Raw genomic sequence first — 16,378 nt, forward strand, 5'->3', positions numbered from 1 at the left:
GTCACAGAGCGTGAACACTTATCCGGACAGCGAACACCAGTTGGGGACATGCACCCGTTCCACATTCTGCATGTGGACACCGACGCTGCCTTCGCGACATATGTGTCGACAGCGGCTACACACGCGTCGGTCACGGTCACAGCTGTCGACACAGCAGCGGCCGCACTCGAGTACCTCGCCGATGACGACCACAGTATTGACTGTCTGGTAACCGAGTACGATCTTCCCGAGTCGAACGGACTCGAGTTACTCGAGCGTGTCCGGGACGCACACGCTGAGCTCCCGGTTGTCCTGTTCACTGCGGAGGGAACAGAGCGGATCGTGAGCGATGCGATATCGGCTGGTGCGACCGACTATCTGGAGAAAACGGGCGGGACAGAACGCTACGACCTGCTGTTGAATCGGATCGAGAAATTCGTCGACCGACATCGGTCCACCCAGGAACGGGACAGGGTCTATCAGGCACTCGCGAGTGCGACCGAAGGGGTCGGACTGCTTGGGCCGGACAATCGGTACATCTACGTCAACGATGCGTACGCAGCAGTGTACGGCTACGAACCCGAGGATCTCATCGGGACCCATTGGAAACACCTCTATCCAGCCGACGAAATCGAGCGCTTCACCGACGAGATCCTGCCGGCACTCCGCCACAACGGTGAGTGGAGCGGACGCAGTCGAGGGAAGCGAATCACTGGTGAGACGTTTCCCGAGGAACTCTCGCTCACGAGTCTCGAAAACGGTGGACACGTCTGTGTCGTCCGCGACGTCTCCGAGCAACTGGCTCGCGAACAGCAGTTCGACACGCTGGCGGACAACCTCCAGGGCGTTGTCTATCGCTGCGGGTACGATCCCGACTGGCCGATGCAACACGTCCTCGGGAACGTCGAGGAGTTTCTCGGCTACACGGCCCACTCGCTCGAGACACAGCGACTCCTGTGGAACGATGTGATCCACCCCGAGGACCGCGAGATGGTGTGGGAGACCGTTCGAGAGGCGGTGTCTCGTGGCGAGACGTTCCAGTTCACCTACCGGCTCAAAACGCGGTTTGGCGAGACGAAGTGGGTCATCGACCGCGGCCGAGGAATTACAGATGCGGATGGCTCGGTCACTGCGCTGGAGGGGTTGATCACCGACATCACCGCACGCAAGGAACACAAGCGGGAACTCGAGTGGAAGACCAAGGCGATGGACGAAGCTTCGATGGGGATCGTTATCGCCGACCCCACCGAAGCCGACATGCCGATCACCTACGTCAACGAGCAATTCTGCGAACTGACGGGCTACGACAGGGGGGATGCGCTCGGTCGCAACTGCCGATTTCTGCAGGGCCCGCTCACCGCGGAGTCGACAGTCGACACAATACGCGAGCGACTGGACAACGCGGAGCCAGTCGATGTCGACATCCTCAATTACAGACGCGACGGTACCCCCTTCTGGAACAACGTGCAGATCACGCCGGTGTTCGACGACGATGGCTCGGTGTCGTACTTCGTCGGCTTCCAGACCGACGTCACGGCACGGATCGAGTACGAGCGACGCATTGCGGTGCTCCACCGGATACTCCGCCACAACATCCGAAACCATCTCAACGTCCAGCTCGCCCAACTCGAGGAACTGCTCGACTCGGCGTCGAGTGAGGAGGCCGTCATAGAAAACGTTCGAGCGCCGGCGCTCAGCCTGCTCGAATCGAGCGAGAAGGCCCGCCGGATCGAATCGGTCCTCTCGTCGGCCTCGTTCGATCCGGACACCGTCCCGATCTCGTCGCTGCTCGATCAGGCGTACTCGAGTGCCAGCCTTCCGGAGGGCGGGGAGAGTGTCCACGTTTCGCGAGAGGATGGAGCGGATCCGACCGTGTTGGCTCCGCCGGAAGTTGCCGTTGCGTTCCGCGAACTGATCGAAAACGCGGTTCGCCATGCGACAGACGCCTCGCCCACCGTGTCGATCACCGTCGAAACGGAGACGACGACGGTTGCATCGGACGGGCGGACGGCTGCGGTTGTCGTCGTACGGATCGAGGACACGAATCCGCATATCGCCGAGATGGATCGGACGAGGCTGCTCGGGAACGACGAATCACCGGTCCACCACGGGTCGGGACTCGGTCTCTGGCTGGTCAACTGGCTGGTCACGATGTCCGGAGGGATGATCGAACACGAGGCGATGGATGGTGGCGGAAACCGTATTTCGGTCGCGCTCTTGCGTCCGGAACCACAGCGCTCCTGAGCGGATCGTACTGGAGTGCGCAACCCAGACCTGGACTGACTGACGGAGAGTGACGACAGCGTGCCCATCGTCCAGGACTGCACCCGAACCCACTATACGAGAAAGCCAGCGACCGGTTCGCAGTGGCGACCTGTCCTGGGATGGAAATAGCCAACACAAAACAAGATTCGCAATACAGTCAGCAACCAGACTATTCGGCCATGAGCACAAACTAGTTTGACTGAAGGTTTATACCGCATGAATCGCTAGTAGAGTCGAATGACTGGGGACGACATATCTGATTATGAGCATATCTCCGATGAGCTCTCCGATATCGACGATCGCTTCTTTCGAATTCTTGCACTGAACACGTCGGAAGGACTGCTCACAATCGACAAACAGAGCCAGATTCTATTTGCAAATCCCGCTATCGAGGACATTCTCGGCTACACGCCGTCGGAACTGGTCGGGAGTTCGAAACTCGAGATCATCCCTGAGCGATTGCGGCCGGTTCACGAGCGCCAACTCGCGAAGTACATCGACACCGGTGAGCGAAATATCGACTGGGACGGAATGGAGTTGCCTGCACTCCACAAGGATGGACACGAGGTTCCAGTATCGGTTAGCCTCCGGGAGCATGAGTACAAGGGAACCAGGCTGTTCACCGGCGTGTTTCAAGATATCTCTAATCGGAAGGAAAAAGAAAATCGCCTGCAGGAACAGAACGAGCGCCTCACAGAGTTCGCGAGCCTCCTTTCACACGACCTACAGAATCCAGTCAACATCGCGCAGGGGTACACAACAGACCTGATGACCGATCTCGACCGGGCCGAATTAGACGAGATCATGGACGCTCTCACGCGAATTCAGGAACTTCACGACGACATGCTCACGCTCATCAGACAGGAAAATCAGGCCCACTCTCGCGAGCGTGTCTCACTCGAGGATGTCGCGACTGAATCCTGGCGCTGGGTCGATACGAAGAACGCGACGCTGACCATCACGGACGACGTCCGACCAGTTCAGGCCGACGAAACACAGTTTAAGTCGTTACTCGAGAACCTGTTCAACAACGCCGTCGAGCACGGCGGCCCGAACGTGACAGTCGAGGTCGGCTGGCTCGCATCCGACACTGGGTTCTACGTCGAAGACGATGGGAACGGGATCCCCGAGGACGAACGCGAATCGATCTTCGATCACGGATACACGACACACCGCGACGGAACCGGTCTTGGGCTTTCGATTGTCGAACGAGTCGCCTCCGCTCACGACTGGGAGATCGAACTCGGCGAGAGCACTGGCGGAGCGCGGTTCGAATTCTACATCGAGTAGACGTTCCTCAGCTACGTCTCGTCGCTGCGTCCTTCTCCTGTGACCTCTGCATCCCCGTCTGCCTCCTCCGTTCTCTCTCGGTCTGTCCCCACTCCTTCCGCTCTCGCTTCCGAGGAGTCCAGTTCGTCGCTTCGGCCGGCCGCCTCTGGCGGCTCAGGCGGCTCGAACGCCGCGATAAGCCATTGCCCGGCCCGCGTCTCCACCAACTCGTCGAGACTCCGCTGTGACCGGGTTCCCGCTGCTGCCAGGACCGAGACACCGAGCGTGAAGACAATTGCCAGTTCGGACGGGGCCGTTCCACTCAGAACCGAGTACAACAGTGAGATGAGAAGCAGGGGAAGAACCAGGAGGCTCACGATCCGAATCGGTCGGTCACGAATCGCGGCCCACCCCTGACGCCCTCGCGTTGCGAGTCCGGAGGACTCGAGTGCAACGTCGAGACGTGCGAGCACGCGATCGAGCACTCGAATCACCGGCCCGACGGTCCACGTCTCGCGCAGGTCTATAACGATCACGTCGGGATCGGGTTCGGCCGTAAGCCAGCGATAGCAGTACGACTGTTCGACGTAGTGTTTCCAGATGGCACCGATCGAGGCGATCCGTGACTGTTTTGCCACCGCCGTCGCTCGCGATTCGACGCGCGAGAACGCCGCCGATACGTCGGCCAGCCGCGACTGTGCGGCTGATTCGCGAGCCGTATCCGTGAGTTGGGCGACGCGAGAGGTGCCAGCGTCTTCGTCTGGCCGAGTGGCGGTATCCACCACGCCCGCCACATCGGCGTCCGTCGTCGGTGGTTCACGACCCGCGTCTTCAGTGGCCGCTCCGCCCGCCATCTCGTCGGTGTTTCGAGCCCGTTCATCGGTGTCGTGATCGGTATCTGAGTCGGTGGTCGACTCCGATCGATCACTCATCGTGTTCGCACCTCGGTCGATGGCTGCGGCCAGGGTCGCCGTATCACTCGCGGCCCGAGCGCTGTCGCTCGACAGACTGCGAAGCGTTCGCAATGAGCGAAGATCATAGTGAGAGCGAACATAGGACGACAGATGACGCCGTCACTCGAGTTCGGTGACGGTACCGCTAACAGTCGTGGACTCAAGGTCGAACGCAATAGAGCTTCCGGCCGTGAGTCGGTCACCGCGGAAGTAAACACCCGCTTCACCAGTCCGCTCTGTCGTTTCTAGCTCGACGGTGAGCGTTACGTCCTCGTTCTGTGGGTGTTCGGTTTCGTAGAGTTCCCCGTCCTCGGTTTCGGCGACGACGGTTGCTGGGTCACGTTCGACGGCGGTGACCGTTACAACGGTCTCGCCGTGTGCGGTTTCAGTCATGTTTTCCGAGAGGTGGTCCGCGACGCTCGGATCGACGTTCGAGAGAGACACGGTCGCGGTCGTCGTTGTCGGCTCGATACCGAGCGTGTCGTCGTCGGCATCGACCGCAGTGACCGTGCCGTTCGTGGTGTACCAGCCGAGATCGAGGCGAAGGCTCTCGCCGAGGTGAAGCGGCTCCGATCCGACGCGGAACACGTCGCGGTCGTTCTCCGTACTCGCCAATCCGTCGACCTCTGCACGGACGAGCGCCTCTTGCGGGCCGTTCGGTGGCGGTGCCGTGACGTAGACGTCGCTCAGCGTCACTTGCTCACCGGTACCTGCGACCGTGGCGGTCGTTCCGTTATCCAGGCGCTCGGCAACGTAGTCGGGCTGGTCACCGAGGTCGAGGGTGACGTAGCGTGTCTCTGACTCCCCGTCGGGTCCGCTCTCCGATTCGTCGTCCGCCGCTGGCTCGTCACCACTGCCCAGAACGAGTGCGGCCCCCGCCACGACGACGGCCAACACCATGAGGATGACGAGCGCGTCGACGACGTTGACGACCCCGAAGATGTTGCCGTCTTCGTCGATCAGTGCCATTGGTTTGCTCGGTGACGTGATTGATTCCGGTGACACCGCACCGGTTTCTTTCTGTTGACTGTGCTCTTGCTCACTGCTCTCGCAGTGGGGGCTGTGCTGCCCGTCGTGTGGTTGCGATCCCGGGCGGGCTCACTGGTGTTCATGCCACAGTTCTGCGCACCCGATACTAAATAGGTTCTCCTTCGGGAATTAGCAATTGCAATGTAGGTGTGTCAATGGGTCAAGAACTCTTTCTGTGACGTTTGAGTTAGCAGCTGGCTACCTCGTTCTTTCATATTGATACAGTCTTGTGTCACGATCCTCTCATTTCAGCATTGCAATGCGGTTCTCGTTTCGATCCCGTTTGCTCCATCCGCGCCGTCTGCCCCATCTGCGTCGACCGACTCAGCCGCTCTCTCTGACACGCCGAAGCCGTCCACCCCATCCTCTCCATCCTCCCCACCCAGCTCGCTGGCCCCACCTGACCCAACCGCCATCTCTGTCACCCCCACCGAACAGTCTGCCAGCCGCCAGTCCACAGTCGTTTCAGCAGTTGCCGTCTCCGTCGCTACCACAAGGTCGTAGGTTCCGCTTGCACCGAACTCGAGTACGACAGCCCCAGCCCCGGGAATCTGAATCAATCCATCCACTACCCGCTCTCCGTCGTGTTCGACAGTCATCGTCACCTCGACACCATCCGACACCGCATTCACGACTTGTACGCTGTACGTCCCTTCTCTGTACTCCCAGACCTCGCGCTCCGACTCGGTCTGAATCGTCGCCTGCTCGAGTACGTCGCTGTCGTTGCTGAGCGACTCGAGTTGGTCTGAATCGATCTGGCTGGGTTCCGTGCCGGTACTGTCAGTGGCGGCATGGTCGTCGGATGTGTCTGATTCGGTTGCCGTGCCGGTCCCGTTCGGCGTCGTCGAACCGGACGTGCCATCCTCGTTGAGACAGCCTGCGAGCAGTGCGAGGGTGGTGCTCCCGGCCAGTGTCGCGAACGTCCGTCTGGAGACACTCGTCACAAGCAGCGCGGTCACGGTGAGTACGGCGAGCGGGGCACGAGTACGGGCCATACTGGGGAGCCACACGACCGACGTAATGGTAGTTTTTCACGAACCGATGACTGTCAGAACGGTTGTCTCGTCACTGTGCTGTGTTCGGTTTCCCTATTCGTCGCGTAGAACCCTCACTCTCCGATTCTCGCCTCGATCGCCTCATAGCGAACTGGACCGAGCCAGTAAGCCGATAGCGACTAGCCGTCGACGGAGGTCTCCTGTTCTGCTACCTGGTAGGATGCTCCTACCCGTGGCTCGGTCTCCTTCATCAAAACTCAAGGCGGATACCTCGGGGCTTGACCTCGAGGCAGTTGACTGTGACACACTGCCTGACGTCGTCACGGCTACCCGCCGATCATACCACCGCGACGAACAAGTCACTATTCCGTAGTCGAGACTGTTCTGAGCGCTCATTTGGCACTGCACTCGAGTAGCGTTCTGTTCTGTGATCCGGTCGTCTGTCGTGGCATGGTGGTGCAGTAGATTGATTATGAATATTCGATACCTTCGTGGACGTAGACAAACGTGGTACTCGCTCGCGATGCGTCTCTGAACGCTGAACGCTGAACTCTGAACGATTGGGGCTCTGAAAATCAGGGTCTGTCTCTCCAACCGCATTGGCCGGTCTTCCGATGGTCGTACCGAAGAAACGAGAAAGAGTCGAATAGCAGAATACGGCCGAACGTATGCGCAGAAGCGCGAATTAGGCTCCGGCCCAGACGTTCGTTGCGGAGACCGCTCCGAACTGAACGTTTTCGTTCTCCTGGAGGACGACCTGTGCGGAGTCAGCGCTGCCACCGTCGTCGGCGACGGCGATTGCAGCCTGCTGCTCGTTGATGTTCTCTTGGTTGATGAACTGGAGCTGTTGAATTGCGGCGGTCGCCTCCTGCTCGACGTCGTTAGTCTGCTGTGCGTCGGTGTCGAACGCGATGCCGGGTGCACCCTCGACATCACCGCCACCGAGCGTCATGCTGGTGGTCTCGGAGTGGATGGTGCTGTCGTGGACGTAGCCGGGCCCGGCGTAGACGTTCAGCGCGTCAGCGAAGCCGATCTGTGCGTTGATGTTCGTCTGGTGGGCGAGCTGGACTGCAGTGGCGTCGCTGCCGTTGGTCGCGATCGCCATCGCAGTGCTCTGGAGGTTGACGTTCATCTGTTCGACTTCCTGTGCCTGAGCGACGCCGGAGGTTGCGGTCTGTCCGTCGCCGTCGTCAGCACCCTTCTTGTGGTGGTCCTTGTCCTTCTTGTCGTCCTTCTTATCGTCATGCTTCTTGTCGTCGTACTTCGCGTCCTTCTCGTCCGCCTTCTCATCGAGCGCGCTCACTGCCTGTGCGGTGTCTTCCATCGCAGCGGCGTCGTCGATACCGGCCGTCGCGATGTTCATGCCGGCGAGTGAGGCGAAGACGCTCGAGGCGTCTGCGGCACCGATCTGCTCGTTGAAGTTCGACTGTTCGGTGAGCTGAATCGCCGTTGCGGTGCTGTTTTCACCGACGGCGATCGCAACTGCGCTGTCCTGCTGGTTGACGTTCTCTTGGTAGGCCGCCTGCTCCTGGTTGACCGTCGCGTCAGCGGACTGGTCCATGAAGTCACCGCCACCAGCGTAGACGTTCGTCGCGTTCGCGACTCCCTGCTGGAGGTTCTGGTTCGTCTGGTGGGACTGCTGGATCGCGAGCGCCTCGCTCTCGTTGTCCGCGAGAGCGAACGCAGTGCTCTGTTCGTTGTAGTTCAGCTGACCGACGTACTGACTCTGGGTCACTTCAGCTTCGGCGACCTGATCGGCATCAGTGTCGACCTTGTCCTTGTGGCCCTTCTTGTCGGCAATACCCCAGCCGTCGAACTGCTTGCCGTCACCGTTACCGAGGACGACGTTGACGGTGCCGACATCCTCGAAGGAGGTGAACTGGCCAGCCTGCGTCTCCGCGAGTGCCTCGGCGAACTGCTCGTTGTCGTTGTACTGGTTCGCCTCCTGGATCGCGGTTGCTTCACCGCCGTCGATCGCGATCGAGGTTGCGTTCGACTGCTGGTTGATGTTCACCTGATCAACATCCTGGTACTGGTTCACCGTCGCGTCAGCTTCGCCGGACGCGTGAGCTTCGATATACTCGTCGAGTGTCATCCCGTCGAGCTCAGCACCGAAGACCAGGTACAGTTCTTCACCGTTCTCGAGTGCGTGAACGTCACCGTTCGACTTCACGTCCTCGCCGGCTGCTGCTGCGGGGGCGCCCATCGCAATCATCGATAGGGCGACGATACACGCCATCAGGACGGTCGTATACTGTGACCGTCTTGTCGTTGTGTTACTCATGTTTCGTTTGATCTGAGCCGTGAGAGTCTTTTGTTTCTGCATCTCCACGGCGCAAACCTTCGTATCCTGATGACAGACTTTGTTATCTGGTTGTTGTCGAACTGATGGAAGCGCCTACCGAACGGAAGACGGCGACTTCTGCCTCCGAATGGAGTGCTTTCGACGGTGGTAGCCACCGAAACAGCGGACCGACTGCATCCGGTTAGAGCGGTGTCTACAGACACACAACCACCCTGTTCGGATTCGTCCCACCTGAACGGTCACTGCCCGATGATTGTTACAGCGACCAAAGTAGGGCGTTACCGTTCTCAAAACAGTCACCCCGTTTCTGTGTCTGGCTACACTCGTCTGTTGCAACCGTTCAATGGCCGGTCAACGACGGGGCTGAGAGACTGTCGTCATCGTTCCAGAGAAACACGCGTTTCAGCGAGGTGTAGGATGGCTCACAGAGCGATAGTTTCGGCTTCAATCGGGCTAATCGGAGTATTCGCCGTGAAACCGTTGTTCGGGTTGAAGTACTCCTCGCTGTTGGGTTATGACCGGGCAACGCGCCACAGCAATCGGGGCCACCAGTGGCTTGAACACTGAACTCGTCGTCACGAGGGGCCCCGGTCTGTCGTGGAGCGTGCCTCAGGATTACAACACATGAAGCGAACACTCGCAATTACACTGACGGTAGCGCTCATCGGCAGCCTCATGTTCATGGGGTTCGCCGGCACGGCAGCAGCACAGAACGACGTCGATCAAGAGACGGGTGACGCGAGCGTCGAGATCGGAATCGACCAGAACAACAACAACGCACAGGTAGGCATCGCTGAGTCGCACTCCAGTTCGTTCGCCCTTGGTGCATCGGCCTCTGACAGCAAGTGGGGCACCTCGACCGGCGCATCCTCCTTCAGTGCCTCTAACGCTGAAGTGAACCAGGACCAGACCGCGGTTCAGGTTAACAACGCCGAAGTCAGTGACGTGACGGCCGAGAGCGGTGACAACGTCAATGTCGGCGACATTGACCTCGACTTCAACGGCAACGGCGACTGATAACAACAGTCGATACCGCCGACGATAACCACCTTCTTTCAATTTCTCATCGTCAGTCAAAACGCCGCTTTGCGCTGCATGCGTTACTGAATCTCCGCACCCGCTACGAGGTGTTCTGCACGCTTGAGTACCGTCCGGATCGCGACACCGGCTTCCGACGCCACCTGCGAGGCCTCATCGTACTCTGCACTCACGTCGTACACCGCACCGTCACTATCCCGGGCGATTTTGACCGCCACCTCGTACTGTTCCCCATCCAGCTCCACCGCCACCGTCTCGAACTCCCGGTCGGCGATCCAGCGGTGGGTCACACCCGAATCACGAACCCCCAACGTGCCCGTCTCCTCGGCGAGTCGCCGTGCAACCCGCGTTCGGTCCTCGGGCTTGCAAATCACCTTCACCAGATGCCCGGGCCGTGACTTCTTCATCGTCGCCGGGAGAATCGAGACATCTCGTGCACCCGCCTCAGCCAGGGTTTCCTGGAGGCCGCCGAGCACCTCCGGCGTCGCGTCGTCGAGGTTCGTCTCGAGTACCGCGATCTCATCCTTGTACAATCCGCCGGCTCCCTCGCCGACCAGCACTCGGAGGACGTTCGGGTGGGGGTCGAGTTCGTACCCGCCAGCGCCGTAGCCGGCGGCCGTCACGTCGAGTTCGGGAAGCGAGTCGACGCCGTCGGCGAGGTGTGCAAGGATCGCTGCGCCGGTCGGCGTGAGTAGTTCAGCCTCGACAGGGCCACCGCGAAGCGCCCAGTCGGCTTCCTGCGCAATTTCGACGACCGCCGGTGCGGGAATCGGGTACTCACCGTGGGCCATCGAGGCTGTCCCACCGCCGGTCGATAGCGGCGTGGTGACGATGCGATCCGGCGCGAGATCGTGAACCAGCGCCGCCGCACCGACGATGTCCGCGATGGCGTCGTCCGCGCCGACCTCGTGAAAGTGGATGGACTTGAGTGCCTTGCCGTGGACGTTGGCTTCGGCTTCGCCGAGGCGTTCGAAGATGGCGAGTGCGTCGCGCTCGACGGGGTCGGGGAGGGCCATGGTTTCGACGATGGTGCGGACTTCGGTGTAGCTGCGGTGTGGGCCGTGTCCTTCGGCGTGGGTGTGTTCATGGTCGTCGTGTGTGTGCTCGTGTGCGTGGTCGTGGCTGTCAGTGTGGGAATGGGTATCCTCGTGTCCATGGTCGTGATCGTGCACATGACTCTGCTCATCGGCGTCCGCATCGCCCTGCTCGTCCTCACCGTCACCGTGTTCCCCAGTCAGCACCACATCCACCGTCGCCCCCGAAATCCCACACCGAACCGTCTCCTCGATCCGATACGCGACGTCGAGTTCGTCCGTGATGGACTCGAGTACGTCCGGGTCAGCGCCAGCATCCAGTAAGGCAGCGAGGATCATGTCGCCGCTTGCGCCCATGCGGCCGTCGAAGGCGAGAACGTGCATACAGAGAGGAGGGATAGCGTGCGCAAAAAGCCATGCTTCTCTGGTGTCTGTGGTGTGTCTGTGTTGGTTCGTGGTGTGTTCGTGTTGCGTCTGCGGTCTGTCTGCGGCCGCTCGTGGACGTGCTCCTCGGATGGTGATTCTGGGTGTCTCGCCAGCGGTCGGCTGGAAGTGGTCCGGCTGCCGGGCTGGGAGTGGTCCGACTATAGACGTGAGTTGAATCGGGTGCGCCCGCGAACTGACTCCAGGTACGTGAGTGTCACGCTGGTTCTCTCAAATCACACCGCCGTCGACACTTCTATGTATCTACCTGCCAAACATTGCTTTGGTAGCACCTAGCAAACTTTGACGAGCAAAAAACCTATCCGATCCGGAATCGGAGTCACAGACATTGCCGTGCATCCTGAATCATGAATGAAGTTCAACTGGAGGTTGCGAAGGCGTACCCGAACGACTCGGGTCGTGGTATCGCCCGACTCGACCCGGACACGCTGTTACATCTAAAGCTCAGTCCGGGCGACATCATCGAGATCGAAGGTGCAGACACGACTGCAGCGAAGGTATGGCGTGCAGACCGGCAGGACTGGAACACGGATACCGTCCGAATTGACGGTTTCACGCGACAGAACGCCGACGTGGGTATCGGCGAGCGGGTCACCATTCGAAAGGCGGAAGCGACGAAGGCGGACAAACTCACGCTCGCGCCGCCGGAGGAGGCCTCGGTGCAGTTCGGCTCCGACGCGGCGGGTATGGTCAAACGCCAGATCCTGAAGCGGCCGGTCGTCGGCCGCGACATCGTGCCCGTGATGAGTTCGACGAACCACCCGTTCATGCGCTCGCCGGGCCAGGCAATCCCCCTGATCGCCGTCGAGACTGAACCAGAGGGCGTCGTCCTCATCACCGAGGATACTGACGTCGAACTCCGGGAGGAACCGATTTCGGGCTTCGAGAAGACCGGGGGCGGGATCACCTACGAGGACATCGGCGGACTCCAGGGCGAGATCCAGCGCGTGCGGGAGATGGTCGAACTCCCGATGAAACACCCGCAGATCTTCAAGAAACTGGGGATCGAGCCACCACAGGGTGTCCTCTTACACGGTCCACCGGGGACCGGGAAGACCCTCCTCGCGAAGGCCGTGGCCAACGAGACCTCCGCGTCGTTCTTCTCGATCGCCGGCCCGGAGATCATCTCGAAGTACTACGGTGAATCCGAGCAACAGCTCAGGGAGATCTTCGAGGACGCGAGTGAGGAGTCGCCCGCGATCATCTTCATCGACGAACTCGACTCCATCGCGCCAAAACGCGAAGACGTCACCGGCGAGGTCGAACGCCGCGTCGTCGCCCAGTTGCTGACGATGATGGACGGCCTCGAGGCCCGCGGGCAAGTCATCGTCATCGCGGCGACGAACCGCGTCGACAGCGTCGACCCCGCGCTTCGCCGACCGGGCCGTTTCGACCGCGAAATCGAGATCGGCGTCCCGGACGAGGTCGGCCGTGAAGAAATCCTGCAGATCCACACCCGCGGAATGCCGCTCTCGGACGATGTCGCGCTCTCGCACCTGGCCGACGAGACCCACGGCTTCGTCGGTGCTGACATCGAGAGCCTGACCAAGGAGGCCGCGATGAAGGCACTGCGTCGGTACCTCCCCGAGATCGATCTCGACGAGGAGGACATCCCGCCGAGCCTGATCGACCGGATGATCGTCAAGCGCGAGGACTTCCGCGGCGCACTCGGCGAGGTCGAACCCTCGGCGATGCGAGAAGTCCTGGTCGAACTCCCCAAGATCTCCTGGGACGACGTCGGCGGCCTTCACGACGCCAAAGAGCAGGTCCAGGAGTCTGTCGAGTGGCCGCTCAACAACCCCGATCGGTTCAGTCGGTTGGGCATCGACCCGCCAGCGGGCGTCCTGCTGTACGGGCCGCCCGGAACAGGGAAGACGCTCATGGCGAAAGCCGTTGCCAACGAGACCAACGCGAACTTCATCTCGGTTCGCGGCCCACAGCTGCTCTCGAAGTGGGTCGGCGAATCGGAGAAGGCCATCCGCCAGACCTTCCGCAAGGCGCGGCAGGTCTCCCCGACGGTGATCTTCTTCGACGAACTCGACGCGCTCGCCCCCGGCCGCGGTGGCGAAACCGGATCCAACGTCTCCGAACGTGTCGTCAACCAGCTCCTGACGGAACTGGATGGCTTAGAAGAAATGGAGGACGTGATGGTCATCGGCGCGACGAACCGTCCGGACATGATCGACCCCGCACTGCTGCGCTCGGGTCGATTCGACCGGCTCGTCATGATCGGCGAACCCGACGTCGACGGCCGCGAACGCATCCTCGACATCCACACGGGAGAGACGCCGCTTGCCGCGGACGTCACCCTCCGCGAAATCGCGGAGATCACCGACGGCTACGTCGGCAGCGATCTCGAGTCGATCGCCCGCGAGGCTGCCATCGAGGCGCTTCGCGAGGATCATGAGGCCGACATCGTCGAGATGCGCCACTTCCGCCAGGCGATGGAGAACGTCCGTCCGACGATCACGGACGACATCCTCGACTACTACGAGCGCATCGAAGAGGAGTTCAAGGGCGGCTCGAGTGGCCCCGACCCGACCGGCCGCCGCGGCAGCCGGATCGGCTTCCAGTAGTCCGTCCCGGTCGCTTTCGTTCTGCCGCCGTTTTGCGTTCGTCCGCTGCTTGCCGACACCAGTGACAACTCACCCGTGTGTTTTGTATCGGTCCCCGCCTGTAGCGAGACCGAAAGAGGGCACATGACTGCTGGCCCACCACCGTAAGCAGTGCTTACTCCCCGCTAACATCGACTTAGTCACACCCGCAGTGGCTGTCCGTCTCGAGTACCGTGCTCGCATCGCGGCTGTCGTTTCGTCGCGGTAAAATCGGCAGCCGACTCGAGTATCCGCTATTCTCGTCGTGAGTTCTCGTGGTGGTTCTCGTGATGAATCGGGTGCAGTTCGTGTTCAGGCTTGCCCCACACTCGGTTGAATTCTCTCGAATGGGTTCGAATGAACCGAAACGGTCGATATCCTATATGCCGCCTCTCGCCCATCGTTGAGACACTCGTCGATGTCAGAGCCTTCTGTCGCCCCTGATCGAACTGCCGAGTCGTCGTCGACAGCGGACTCACAAGCGAATCGAGACCACAACGAGTCGCCGACCTCCCAGGCCGAACGGCCCACGACGCCACCCCACCAGATGAACCAGACAAGCGACCCCTCCCACTCTCCGGCTGACCGCCGTGACACGCCAGCAGCGTCACAGCCGCTTTCGCTCCGCGTTCGTGCCATCGCGTTCTGGTCTGCGATCGTCCTGCCGTTTGTGTACGTCCCGCTCTTGCTTACTGGCCTCTCGACGTGGGTCGAGTCGATGCTCTTCCTGTTCTTGCTTGGTTGTAACCTCGTCGCACTCTATGTGGGTCACGAGCACTGTCAGTCGAACGACCACTGATTTAGAAATCGGCGTCGGGCATCGAGCCCCGTTCCGATCGTTTTATTCGAAGATGTCCGAGTCTGGTACGTCAGCACCGTCAGTCGTCAGCACCCGTACTCGAGTCCCCGCCAGGAGTACGACCGAGCGTCTCACGAATCGCGCGTCGTTTGACGAGGACGAACCCGAGTGCGATGAGGAGGAAGCCGCCCAGCGTCGCGGCGTCGACGACCTCGCCGAGGTAGAGCCAGCCCACGATTGCCGTGAAGATCGGGGCCACGTAGGAGACCATGTTGATTTCGACGGCACCGAGTCGCTCGAGGAGGTCGAAGTACAGCAGGAAGCCAAGCGCACTCGCGACGACGGCGAGATAGCCGAGTGCGCCGAGTGCCTGCGGGTCGGTCCAGGCCGACGGCTCGATCGGTTCCCGAAGGGCGAGACTGAGGAGATGCATCAGGAGTGCGCCGCCGAGCATCGACCAGGCTTCCATCGTCTCGATCGGCAGTGCAGCGTCGATGCGGCGGGTTAGAACGCTGCCGAGTGCGAATGCGGCGGCCGCACAGAAGACGAGTACCTTGCCGATGACGTCTGGGGCAAACAGATCACCGGTTTCTGGCTGTGAAATCACTGCCACACCGACGAGTCCGAGACCGACACCGATGACGCCGAGCGCCGAGAGCGCGTCGGATGGCATCAGCAGGCGGGCGAAACCGGTCGTCAGAACGGGTGAGAGACTCACCAGTATCGCGGCTGCGGCGGCGGTCGTGTGTTGCTGGCCGACGAACAGGAACGCGTGGTAGGCTGCGATCAGCAGCGTCGCGCCGACGGCGACGACGGCCCACTCTGCGCGGCCCGTGGGGTACCAGTCATCGACGGCGTAGGCCGCGTACGCGAGCATCAGGATGCCGGCGATATCGTAGCGTAAGGCAGCGAACAGCACCGGCGGGAAGTGCTCGAGTCCGGCGCTGATAGCGACGAATGCGGTTCCCCAGGCGGCAGCGAGAACGAGAAAGAGTCCGGTGTTTCGGGCGCGGCTCACAGGAGCAACTCGCCTGTCTGTGACACTATCTGTTACGATTCGAAGATGGGCAGAATCCGATGCTGGTTACGATTCGAAGATGGACACTGGTGATACCAGACCGGGCCGAACCAGATCACCGGCAGAAACAGAGACGGCCTGGGTCTCACCCTGTCGTTCCCACGCCGTTTCGCCACAGCCACACTGTCAGCAGGGGCTCTCGGTGGACTCCACGTGGTCGATCGTCGCCGCTACAGCGTCGCTCGCTTTCGCAGTTCCGGATGCTCTTCCGTCTGCCTGAACTGCTCGAGTAACGGCTTGATGTCCTCGAACCCGTCGTCGAGGACGACGTCACCGCTTCGGAGGTCGTAGTCGATAATCTCGTAATCAGCCAGTCGTGGCAGATGATTGTGGATCAACGAAATATACACCTGTTGGCGCGTCTCCTCGTCGACCGCGTCGTGGTCTCCCTGCCGGTCGCCCTCGAGTTCCCAGGCTGCAATCTGATCGATGAGGGCGTCGATATTCGCTCGGCGACCGTCCGACAGTTGATACAGCAGATACCGACGCTCAGATTTTGACAGCAGTGAGCATGCCGCTTCCATCCGAGAGGCGCTGGTTTGGTTCATATCTATGCCAAGCTAGTGACGGTATTACACCTACTGCCAATACAGATT

At 60.8% G+C, this 16,378-nt stretch carries 12 protein-coding genes; 5 read left to right on the top strand and 7 right to left on the bottom strand.

Features of this window, described 5'->3' with window-relative positions:
- Window positions 1–48 precede the first annotated feature (48 nt).
- Window positions 49–2,223: a PAS domain S-box protein gene (locus BBD46_RS00100; RefSeq protein ID WP_071399757.1), complete on the top strand. Its 2,175-nt coding sequence runs from the start codon at window positions 49–51 to the stop codon at window positions 2,221–2,223.
- Window positions 2,224–2,481: 258 nt separating this feature from the next.
- Window positions 2,482–3,534: a PAS domain S-box protein gene (locus BBD46_RS00105; protein WP_071399758.1), complete on the top strand. Its 1,053-nt coding sequence runs from the start codon at window positions 2,482–2,484 to the stop codon at window positions 3,532–3,534.
- An 11-nt stretch (window positions 3,535–3,545) separates the two neighbouring features.
- Here BBD46_RS00105 and BBD46_RS00110 read toward each other — a convergent pair whose 3' ends face one another.
- The 4 genes from BBD46_RS00110 to BBD46_RS00125 all read right to left on the bottom strand — a co-directional run bounded on the left by BBD46_RS00110 (window position 3,546) and on the right by BBD46_RS00125 (window position 8,729).
- The gene (locus tag BBD46_RS00110; RefSeq protein ID WP_071399988.1) at window positions 3,546–4,445 is read right to left on the bottom strand and encodes a hypothetical protein; all 900 of its coding nucleotides are present in this window, start codon (window positions 4,443–4,445) and stop codon (window positions 3,546–3,548) included.
- A gap of 141 nt (window positions 4,446–4,586) precedes the next feature.
- Window positions 4,587–5,435, bottom strand: a complete 849-nt coding sequence (locus BBD46_RS00115) for a DUF4330 family protein (protein WP_071399759.1) — start codon at window positions 5,433–5,435, stop codon at window positions 4,587–4,589.
- 308 nt (window positions 5,436–5,743) lie between these two features.
- Entirely contained in the window at window positions 5,744–6,490 is a 747-nt protein-coding gene (locus BBD46_RS00120) for a hypothetical protein (RefSeq protein WP_071399760.1), read from the bottom strand.
- Between the two features lie 685 nt (window positions 6,491–7,175).
- Complete coding sequence (locus BBD46_RS00125; protein ID WP_084777627.1) at window positions 7,176–8,729, bottom strand: hypothetical protein; 1,554 nt, start codon at window positions 8,727–8,729, stop codon at window positions 7,176–7,178.
- A gap of 690 nt (window positions 8,730–9,419) precedes the next feature.
- Between BBD46_RS00125 and BBD46_RS00130 the strand changes: the two genes are divergently transcribed.
- Window positions 9,420–9,812 (top strand): hypothetical protein, encoded by a 393-nt coding sequence (locus BBD46_RS00130; protein WP_071399761.1) that lies wholly within the window; start codon window positions 9,420–9,422, stop codon window positions 9,810–9,812.
- A gap of 83 nt (window positions 9,813–9,895) precedes the next feature.
- On the opposite strand, the gene larC is transcribed toward BBD46_RS00130, so the two are convergent.
- Entirely contained in the window at window positions 9,896–11,251 is a 1,356-nt protein-coding gene (gene larC / locus BBD46_RS00135) for a nickel pincer cofactor biosynthesis protein LarC (protein WP_071399762.1), read from the bottom strand.
- A 407-nt stretch (window positions 11,252–11,658) separates the two neighbouring features.
- Here larC and BBD46_RS00140 point away from each other — a divergent pair, with 407 nt between their 5' ends.
- Complete coding sequence (locus BBD46_RS00140) at window positions 11,659–13,887, top strand: CDC48 family AAA ATPase (protein WP_071399763.1); 2,229 nt, start codon at window positions 11,659–11,661, stop codon at window positions 13,885–13,887.
- 436 nt (window positions 13,888–14,323) lie between these two features.
- Complete coding sequence (locus tag BBD46_RS00145; RefSeq protein WP_071399764.1) at window positions 14,324–14,704, top strand: hypothetical protein; 381 nt, start codon at window positions 14,324–14,326, stop codon at window positions 14,702–14,704.
- Between the two features lie 79 nt (window positions 14,705–14,783).
- On the opposite strand, the gene BBD46_RS00150 is transcribed toward BBD46_RS00145, so the two are convergent.
- Together BBD46_RS00150 and BBD46_RS00155 are read right to left on the bottom strand one after the other, a co-directional pair.
- Complete coding sequence (locus BBD46_RS00150) at window positions 14,784–15,722, bottom strand: DMT family transporter (RefSeq protein WP_071399765.1); 939 nt, start codon at window positions 15,720–15,722, stop codon at window positions 14,784–14,786.
- Window positions 15,723–15,952: 230 nt separating this feature from the next.
- On the bottom strand, window positions 15,953–16,330 hold the full coding sequence (locus BBD46_RS00155) for a DUF7344 domain-containing protein (protein ID WP_171908123.1): 378 nt from the start codon (window positions 16,328–16,330) through the stop codon (window positions 15,953–15,955).
- Between the last annotated feature and the right edge of the window lie 48 nt (window positions 16,331–16,378).

It is taken from the genome of Natrialba sp. SSL1, from assembly GCF_001861355.1.
In the GTDB taxonomy this organism is placed as follows: domain Archaea; phylum Halobacteriota; class Halobacteria; order Halobacteriales; family Natrialbaceae; genus Natrialba.

What these genes read in the sequence shown, in the direction of transcription:
- BBD46_RS00130 (WP_071399761.1), top strand. Translation starts at nt 9,420, where the DNA reads ATGAAGCGAACACTCGCAATTACACTGACGGTAGCGCTCATCGGCAGC.
- BBD46_RS00105 (WP_071399758.1), top strand. Translation starts at nt 2,482, where the DNA reads ATGACTGGGGACGACATATCTGATTATGAGCATATCTCCGATGAGCTC.
- BBD46_RS00110 (WP_071399988.1), bottom strand. Translation starts at nt 4,445, where the DNA reads ATGAGTGATCGATCGGAGTCGACCACCGACTCAGATACCGATCACGAC.
- BBD46_RS00140 (WP_071399763.1), top strand. Translation starts at nt 11,659, where the DNA reads ATGAATGAAGTTCAACTGGAGGTTGCGAAGGCGTACCCGAACGACTCG.
- BBD46_RS00115 (WP_071399759.1), bottom strand. Translation starts at nt 5,435, where the DNA reads ATGGCACTGATCGACGAAGACGGCAACATCTTCGGGGTCGTCAACGTC.
- larC (WP_071399762.1), bottom strand. Translation starts at nt 11,251, where the DNA reads ATGCACGTTCTCGCCTTCGACGGCCGCATGGGCGCAAGCGGCGACATG.
- BBD46_RS00145 (WP_071399764.1), top strand. Translation starts at nt 14,324, where the DNA reads ATGTCAGAGCCTTCTGTCGCCCCTGATCGAACTGCCGAGTCGTCGTCG.
- BBD46_RS00125 (WP_084777627.1), bottom strand. Translation starts at nt 8,729, where the DNA reads ATGGCGTGTATCGTCGCCCTATCGATGATTGCGATGGGCGCCCCCGCA.
- BBD46_RS00100 (WP_071399757.1), top strand. Translation starts at nt 49, where the DNA reads ATGCACCCGTTCCACATTCTGCATGTGGACACCGACGCTGCCTTCGCG.
- BBD46_RS00155 (WP_171908123.1), bottom strand. Translation starts at nt 16,330, where the DNA reads ATGAACCAAACCAGCGCCTCTCGGATGGAAGCGGCATGCTCACTGCTG.
- BBD46_RS00120 (WP_071399760.1), bottom strand. Translation starts at nt 6,490, where the DNA reads ATGGCCCGTACTCGTGCCCCGCTCGCCGTACTCACCGTGACCGCGCTG.